Source organism: Mycobacterium sp., from assembly GCF_032162105.1.
Classification (GTDB): domain Bacteria; phylum Actinomycetota; class Actinomycetes; order Mycobacteriales; family Mycobacteriaceae; genus Mycobacterium.
Genome location: NZ_JAVRPS010000424.1, coordinates 1 through 7,653, shown reverse-complemented (window position 1 = coordinate 7,653; position 7,653 = coordinate 1). Strand labels below are relative to the sequence as shown.

Below are 7,653 nucleotides of genomic sequence, written 5' to 3'. Positions count from 1 at the left end.
TAGCTAGGAGTGGTTGAGTGCCTCGTCAGCCCGATGTCACGCTGACTCAGCTGCGGTACTTCGTGAAGGCAGCGACGTACGGCAGCATGACCAAGGCTGCCGATGAGCTGAGGATCGCGCAGTCCGCGGTCTCGGCGGCGGTCTCACAGCTCGAGCACCAAATCGGAACCCAGCTGTTCATTCGGCAACGCGCTCGCGGGCTCGTTCTCACCACCGCGGGTGAGGAGATGCTGCGAGACACGCGGGCCCTGCTCGAGCACCTCGACGAGGTCCTGGATTCCGCGAGCGGTCAGGCGGGCCAGATTCGCGGTCGGATCCGCATCGCGTGCTTCGTCACCCTCACCCCGTTCATCCTTCCCCGCCTCATCTCCGAGCTCGGCTCCAACCATCCCGATCTCGAAGTCGAGGTCGTCGAGACCCAGGCCGACGACGTTCGCGCTGTGCTGCGGAATGGCACCGCCGAGGTAGCGCTGACCTACGACCTCGGGCTTGGCCCGGGTATCGACACAGAAGTCCTCCACATCGCCCGTCCGTACGTCGCGCTCGCGCGCGATCACCCCCTCGCCGCATCCGCCGAACTCGACCTCGCCGACCTGGCCGCCGAACCCATGGTGCTGCTCGACCTGCCGGACAGTCGCGACTACTTCGAGAAGATTCTGGTCGACGCGGGGGTGAAGCCCCGAATCCACTACCGATCCGCGAGCTACGAGACGGTCCGCGGGATGGTCGCACGCGGGCACGGCTTCTCGATCCTGAATCAGGAACCAGCGCATCACGGCACCTACGACGGAGGCGAGGTCGTCGCGGTCCCGATCCGGGGCGATGCGCCCGGACTGCCGATCGTCATCGCGCGGGCGCACGTCGTACGGGTCACGGCGAGGGCGCGTGCAATAGAGGAAGCTGCCCGAACGATCTTCGCCACGGACGGGTCGCGTTAACCCGGCCCTGGACTCGGCGAACCGCGCGCAGCGGCGTCATCATTTCTACATATGTGCCATGTCAGTTATCAATGTTTTACAGATGCCGGGTGAGCGTCCGACGATGTATGCCACACGTCCGAAACACCCTCTCGCGAATGGACACTGATGGGCAACCACATCCGGATCCGGCCGTTCAACACCCGCGACACCTATCCCGAGCAGAACCTCGACAACGACCTGGCCCAGGCCGTCGTCGCCGGGGGTGTGGTCTACCTGCGCGGTCAGATTGGTCAGGACCTCGACACCAGGGAATCGGTTGGCATCGGCGACGTCGAAGCGCAGGCCGAAAAGGCCATGGCGAACATCTCCATGTTGCTCGAGGAAGCCGGTAGCACGCTGCAGGACATCGTGAAGGTGACGGTCTATCTCGTCGACATCCGCTACCGCGAACCGGTGTACCGGGTGATGGGCCGCTGGCTCAAGGGCGTGCACCCGGTCTCCACCGGGCTCGTCGTCTCCGCCCTCGCCCGACCCGAGTGGCTCGTCGAGATCGATGCCACCGCGGTGATCGCCGATCCGGCGAGCACCGCGTGACGTTCTCGCTTGCGGTCCGCGACGAATCGGGCGCGTTCGGCATGGTGATCTGCTCGTCGAGTCCGGCCGTTGCCTCACGCTGCGTTCACCTGCGCGCCGGCGTGGGCGCCGTAGCCAGCCAGAACGTGACCAATCCCGCGCTGGGCAACATCGCGCTCGACGCGCTCGCCTCGGACCTCGATGCATCAGAAGCGCTCGACACCGCGCTGGCTTCCGAACACCATCGCGCGTATCGGCAGCTCGTCGTCGTCGACGCTCGCGGGAACACCGCCGTTCACACCGGCGAGCATGCGCTGGGGATCACACACCACGTGCAGACGAAAAACGCTGCGGCAGCAGGAAACATGCTGCGCGACGAGCGGGTCATCGAGTCGTTGCTTTCCGGCTTCACCAACTCGGCGGCCCGGCAGCTGGAACTGCGACTACTCGACGGTCTCGCCGCGGCCTTCGTCGCAGGCGGCGAGGCTGGGCCGGTGCACAGCGCCGGCCTGCAAGTGGTCGAAGACGTGCCTTGGCCGGTCACCGATCTGCGGGTCGATTGGCATGACGACCCGGGGGGCGAACTCCGGCGTCTCTGGAGGGTGTGGGCACCCCAGAAACAGGACTATCGGACCCGTGGGCTGGACCCGACCCAGGCGCCGTCCTACGGCGTGCCGGGTGATCTGTGAGCCCTACGCTGGAGCAGTCGATCCTGGCCTTGGGGGACAGGTCCCAGAATCGCGTTCTGAAGCTGTCCCACGATTTGCATCGCCATCCCGAGATCGGCTGGGAAGAACACGTATCGGCGGCGAGGGTGGCAGCTGAGCTCGACGACGCGGGGTTCACCGTGGAGACCGACTACGTCGGATTGTCCACGGCGTTTCGCGCCCACCGGGGAAGCGGGCCGCTGCACGTGGCCCTGTGCGCCGAGTACGACGCACTGCCCGGCCTGGGCCATGCGTGCGGACACAATGTCATCGCGGCCATCTCGACCGGCGCGGCCTTGGCACTCGGTCCCTTCGTCGACGATCTCGGCATCACGCTGTCAGTGTTCGGGACGCCTGCAGAAGAGGGCGGTGGCGGCAAGATCGAGATGCTGGACAGGGGTGCGTTCGCCGGGGTGCACGCCGCGGCGATGGTGCATCCGGGTCCCGTCGACGTCGCAAGAGCCGAGCCCTACGCCGTATCGCACAGCCACATCGCCTTCGACGGCAAGGCCGCGCATGCGGCGGCGTACCCCGACCGTGGCATCAACGCCGCCGACGCCTTCACCATCGCCCAGGTTGCGATCGGGCTTCTCCGCCAACAACTCCCGTCCGACGTTCGGGTTCACGGCATGACGACCCGCGGCGGCGAGGCACCCAATGCGATACCCCAACGGACAGAGGGCCGCTGGTACGTGAGAGCGCAAACGCTGAGCCAACTCGAGGAACTGGAGCCACGCATCCATCGCTGCTTTGCCGCGGGGGCACTCGCAACGGGCTGCGAGTTGACCATCGAACCGGAAAGCAAGCCGTACTCCGAGTTCCGCAACGACGAACGTCTGCTCAGCGCGTACCGGCAGCGGGCCGAACAGCTCGGCCGCCAATTCTCCACCGGCGCAGACAGTTTGATGAACCGGGCGTCAACGGACATGGGCAACGTCTCGCAGGTCATCCCGGCGATCCACCCCTACATCGGGATCGACTCGCTGCCTGCCGTCAACCACCAACCCGAGTTCGCCGCCGCGGCCGCGTCCCCGGCAGCAGACCGAGCGACGATGCAAGGCGCACTGGTCCTGGCCCTGACGGTGATGGACGTTGCCTCCGACGGCTCGGCCCGACAGCGATTGATGGGCCATGTCCAGGATTGAGCGCGTCAGCGACGAAAACCGAGACGACCAACTCTCATTTCGCTATGCGTGCTCAGTGCTCCCGTTGGCGAGGTAGCCGCGTTGGGTCGTGATGTGATCGGCAAGATGTTTGGCGTCGTGCCAGACCCCCCAGATGAAGCTCGATCCGCGCCGCGACAGCCATGGCAGCCCCAGGAAGTACACGCCGGGCTCAGACGACACGCCCCGTCGGTGCTTCGGCTTGCCGCTCTCGTCGAACGCATCGACTTGCAGCCAGCTGTGGTCGGTGGCGAAGCCGGTCGCCCAGATGATCGAGCTGACTTCCGCCTCAGCCAGGTCGAGTTCGAGGAGTGGATCGGTGACGCACGCGGGAATGGGTCCCAGAATGCGGGCCTGCGGTTCCTCGGGGAGATCGAGACCGTTGCGTGTGACGTAGGCGTCGGCCTCGTCGAGCAGTGACATGTAGTTGGCGTCGCCGCTGGCGATGTTCGAGCTGAGGTCCGACGCGAAACGTAAAGTGCCGCTCTCGTATGAAGCGGTCAGGCCCATGAGCTCGATGCCACGAGCGGCGAGGTCGCGGAAGTCGACGGTGTGTCCGCCGTGCGCTCCACTGACCGCGATCGTGACGTGCTCCGCTCCCAGGGGAGGGGTCTCGGCGTCCCACAGGCCCAGGACACCGAGCCACCAGCAGAAGTCGCGACCGCGATACCGTCGCGGGGGGCGGTCGTGCGGGCCGACGGAGAGGTACACGCGCCGCTCCGACTGCCGGAGTTCGTCGGCGATCTGCACGCCCGACGATCCGGCCCCGACCACGAGGACGGCGCCGTCGGGTAGCTGCGTTGGGTTGCGGTAGCCGCTGGAGTGGATCTGCAGGGGTATCGCGCCGTCGGGAACGATCGGCGGGATGACGGGCCGCTGAAACGGTCCGGTCGCGGCAACGACGAAGCGTGCATCGACGGTTCCATCAGTCGTCTCCGCGCGAAAGCCCGGCTGGCCGAGGTGCTTCTTCACGGACGTCACCTCGACTCCGCACCGGATGGGCGCGGCGATCTTCTCCGCGTAGGCGACGAAGTAGTCCGCGACCTGTTCCTTGGAGGCGAAGGCATCGGGATCGAGGTCGAAGTATTCCAGGTTGGGAAAGCGGTCGTGCCAGGTAGGTCCGTTCGCGACGAGGGAATCCCAGCGCTCCGAACGCCAACGCTCGGCGATGCGGTGCCGCTCCACGACGAGGTGCGGCACGCCGGAGGCGCTCAGATGCTCGCTCATCGCAAGGCCGGCCTGGCCACCGCCGACGACGAGGACCTCAACCTCGTGGTTCGACATACCAACCTCCACTCCGAACCGCAGACCTGGACTGTTCCGATGCGCGTTCACGCGTCCTCGAATCCTCCGTCGGCAGCAATGCTCCTGTCCAACAGATGTTTCTGTGCTTCTACTTCTGATCTATCGATGCAAGGGACCGAGAATTGGTCATCTGCAAAATCGATGTTCTGCGCCGGATATTTGCGTTTTATGTCTGAGGACTCCCGGCCATACTGGTGCCGAGACTCGACTTCGGCGTCGGTTTTCATCCCGGGCACCCGCTTTCCCAGGCACACGGCCTCATGCCGGTCGAGCAAACAACTGGTGAACCCACCTTTTGTTCGCTGAATCACTCTAATTACCTCTACCAAGCCCACCAGGACATTAGCCTCACTGGTGGTGCCAGCCAATCGGTGCCGGCGCGGTCGTCTCATGGCGACCCCGAATGAGTGACCCGTTACTGCCGGTCCGGGCGAAAGGTGATGACGATGGGTGCCGTCCCTCGACAACTGAACGAACCACTAGTGACCGGTGGCCCGGCGCGCCGCACGGGCAAGACACGGCTGTTTGCGGGTGCCATCGCCCTCGCCGCTCTCGTCGCCCTCGGCACCCTTGGCGTCGCGCTCAGTGGTACACCGGGGCCTTCGGTGATATCGGTCAAAAATGTTGCCACGTCGACCATCTCGACTACCAGCACGATATTCAGCACGCCACCGACGCCGCCAAGCTCCGCCACATCGACGGCACCCGCCGCACCCACCGACACATCGACGTCCACATCCACCACCGAGACCCCGCTGGCATCCACCACCGAGACCCCGCTGGCATCCGCCACCGAGACCCCGCCGGCGCCCTCGCCTCTGGACAAGCTCTACAGCGTGCTGCCACCGGGCTATAACTCAACCTTGTGCGGGCCGTCCGCCAACCCGAGCCCACAGGCGCTTGCAACGGTGGACTGCGGCCAGCTGGACCAGGCCAGTGGGCCGGCGAGCGCGCGCTTCTCGCTGTTCGCCGACGCGAACTCACTGGCCAGCCAATTCCAGGATGGCGTCAACGAGGCAGCGGTTTCGCAATGCCCCGGCAGCATCGACACGCCGCGCTCCTGGCACTACGACGCCACGCCGGCCTTCAGTGCCGGGTCGCTGGCCTGCGGAACCCGCAACAACGTGCCCGACCTGATGTGGACGAAGAACGACGTACTGCTGCTCGGCGACGTCCAGGGAGCAGACCTCGACAGCCTGTACGGATGGTGGTTGAGCCTAGGCTGACCCTGTTGGCTTGCCGCGGAAGTCGGGTTCGACGGACGTCAAAGTATCTGTTCGAGCAGGTCCTTGAGTTCCCTTTGTTGGACTCGGGTGAGACGTTCCAGGCGCTTGCCGAACGCGTCCGATAGCAGTGCGAGGCCGTCGTTGGTTGCTCGACGCCCGGCGGGGGTGAGCTGCAGGCGATGGCGCCGCAGATCGGCGGGGTCGATCTCGCGGCTCACGAAACCGGCGGCCTCAAGTCGTTTCAGGTAGAGCGTCACCGTTGCCTTCGGCATGCTCAGCGTCGCAGCCAGCTCGGCAGGGTAGGGATGCTCGTCGATCTCGGCGAGCAGGAACAGCTCCTTGGAGTCGACCCCCAACGCGGTGACGTCGGTCTCGACGGACGCGATCACTGACAGCAGCACGCGATAGTTCAGCGACCAGATCTTCGCCGCATCCTCGACTGACATCGACCTTGCACCCCAGATCGTTCAGAGGTAAACTAGTTCAGAAATAAACAAGCGCATAAGTGTACAACTTACCACCCGGAAGGAGACCGCGCATGCCATTGGATCACTACGTGACACTCGGACGATCCGGTCTACGCGTCAGCCCACTGTGCCTTGGAGCGATGACGTTCGGTGAAGACTTGGGCTGGGGTTCCAGCGTGGGGGAGTCCCAAGAGATCATCGACAGGTTCGTCGACCTCGGTGGGAACTTCATCGACACCGCCAACTTCTACACCAAGAGCCACTCCGAAAAGATCATCGGCGACCACATTGGGCGCCACGCCGCACGCCGCGATCGCTTGGTGATCGCCACCAAGTTCAGCGGCAACCTGTATCCGGGTGATCCCAACGGCGGCGGCTCGGGCCGCAAGTCGTTGATCAGCGCCTGCGAGAACTCGTTGCGGCGCTTGCAGACCGACTACATCGACCTGTACTGGCTACACATCTGGGATGCCAACACTCCCATCGAGGAGACGATGGCCGCACTCGACGACCTCGTTCGTGCCGGCAAGGTGCGCTATCTCGGCGTGTCGGACACCCCGGCGTGGAAGATCGCCGAAGCAAATCTCACCGCGCGTTTCCGCGGCTGGTCGTCGTTCATCGGCCTGCAGATCGAGTACTCACTGCTGCAACGCACCGTCGAACAAGACCTGGTTCCCATGGCCGGCGAATTCGGCCTCGGGATCACGCCGTGGTCGCCGCTCGCCGGAGGTGCGCTCAGCGGCAAGTACACGCGAAGCAACGCCGGCCAAAACACGTCCGATCGCGCCGCGTTGGTGGAGGGGTTCCTCAACGAGAAGACCTACGAGGTCGTCGACGAACTCGAGATCATCGCCAAGGAACACGAGACCAACGTCGCCAGCGTGGCGCTGGCCTGGCTCCATGCGCAGCCGGCCGTGACGTCGATCATCATCGGTGCGCGTCGGCTTTCGCAGTTCGAGGACAACATCCGCGCTCTCGATGTGAAGCTCACCGCCGAGGAACTGGCCCGGCTCAACGCACTCACCGAGCCAACGTTCGGATTCCCGCAGAGCATGCTGCCAATGGCCCCTGGCATCACCAACGGCGGAACGACGGTCAACGGTGTCGCCGGGCCAGTCTCCGAATTCGTCATGCCCAAAGGTGACCAGCCCTACTGACGCCAGCCGTTGGCCGAATGGATCGGCATCTCAACCGGCGCACATTATTTCGACGACGTCAAAGCCCATGCCGTCATCGTCCTGCTGCAGTTTGACCAGCTCGTTCGTCTGCGCGGTGATCGCGTTCCTCTGGAA

The 7,653-nt window shown here is 64.9% G+C and carries 8 protein-coding genes; 6 read left to right on the top strand and 2 right to left on the bottom strand.

Going from position 1 to position 7,653, the window contains the following annotated elements:
• The first annotated feature begins 17 nt into the window (after window positions 1–17).
• The 4 genes from QOC69_RS21545 (at window position 18) to QOC69_RS21530 (ending at window position 3,345) form a co-directional block, all read left to right on the top strand.
• Window positions 18–938: a LysR substrate-binding domain-containing protein gene (locus QOC69_RS21545; RefSeq protein ID WP_526443361.1), complete on the top strand. Its 921-nt coding sequence runs from the start codon at window positions 18–20 to the stop codon at window positions 936–938.
• A gap of 147 nt (window positions 939–1,085) precedes the next feature.
• Window positions 1,086–1,514, top strand: a complete 429-nt coding sequence (locus QOC69_RS21540) for a RidA family protein (RefSeq protein WP_526443359.1) — start codon at window positions 1,086–1,088, stop codon at window positions 1,512–1,514.
• Window positions 1,511–2,182: a DUF1028 domain-containing protein gene (locus tag QOC69_RS21535; RefSeq protein WP_526443357.1), complete on the top strand. Its 672-nt coding sequence runs from the start codon at window positions 1,511–1,513 to the stop codon at window positions 2,180–2,182. Before QOC69_RS21540 ends, QOC69_RS21535 begins: the two co-directional genes overlap by 4 nt.
• On the top strand, window positions 2,179–3,345 hold the full coding sequence (locus tag QOC69_RS21530; protein WP_526443355.1) for a M20 family metallopeptidase: 1,167 nt from the start codon (window positions 2,179–2,181) through the stop codon (window positions 3,343–3,345). The genes QOC69_RS21535 and QOC69_RS21530 overlap by 4 nt, the downstream gene beginning before the upstream one ends.
• Window positions 3,346–3,387: 42 nt before the next feature.
• On the opposite strand, the gene QOC69_RS21525 is transcribed toward QOC69_RS21530, so the two are convergent.
• Window positions 3,388–4,647, bottom strand: coding sequence for a flavin-containing monooxygenase (locus tag QOC69_RS21525; RefSeq protein ID WP_526443353.1), 1,260 nt, complete (start codon window positions 4,645–4,647; stop codon window positions 3,388–3,390).
• A 467-nt stretch (window positions 4,648–5,114) separates the two neighbouring features.
• Here QOC69_RS21525 and QOC69_RS21520 point away from each other — a divergent pair, with 467 nt between their 5' ends.
• Entirely contained in the window at window positions 5,115–5,894 is a 780-nt protein-coding gene (locus tag QOC69_RS21520) for a hypothetical protein (protein ID WP_526443351.1), read from the top strand.
• A gap of 38 nt (window positions 5,895–5,932) precedes the next feature.
• On the opposite strand, the gene QOC69_RS21515 is transcribed toward QOC69_RS21520, so the two are convergent.
• Window positions 5,933–6,340, bottom strand: a complete 408-nt coding sequence (locus QOC69_RS21515; protein WP_526443349.1) for a MarR family winged helix-turn-helix transcriptional regulator — start codon at window positions 6,338–6,340, stop codon at window positions 5,933–5,935.
• A 92-nt stretch (window positions 6,341–6,432) separates the two neighbouring features.
• On the opposite strand from QOC69_RS21515, the gene QOC69_RS21510 reads away from it, so the two are divergent.
• A complete protein-coding gene (locus QOC69_RS21510) occupies window positions 6,433–7,518 on the top strand; it encodes an aldo/keto reductase (protein WP_526443347.1) in 1,086 nt (361 codons plus the stop codon).
• Window positions 7,519–7,653: the final 135 nt, after the last annotated feature.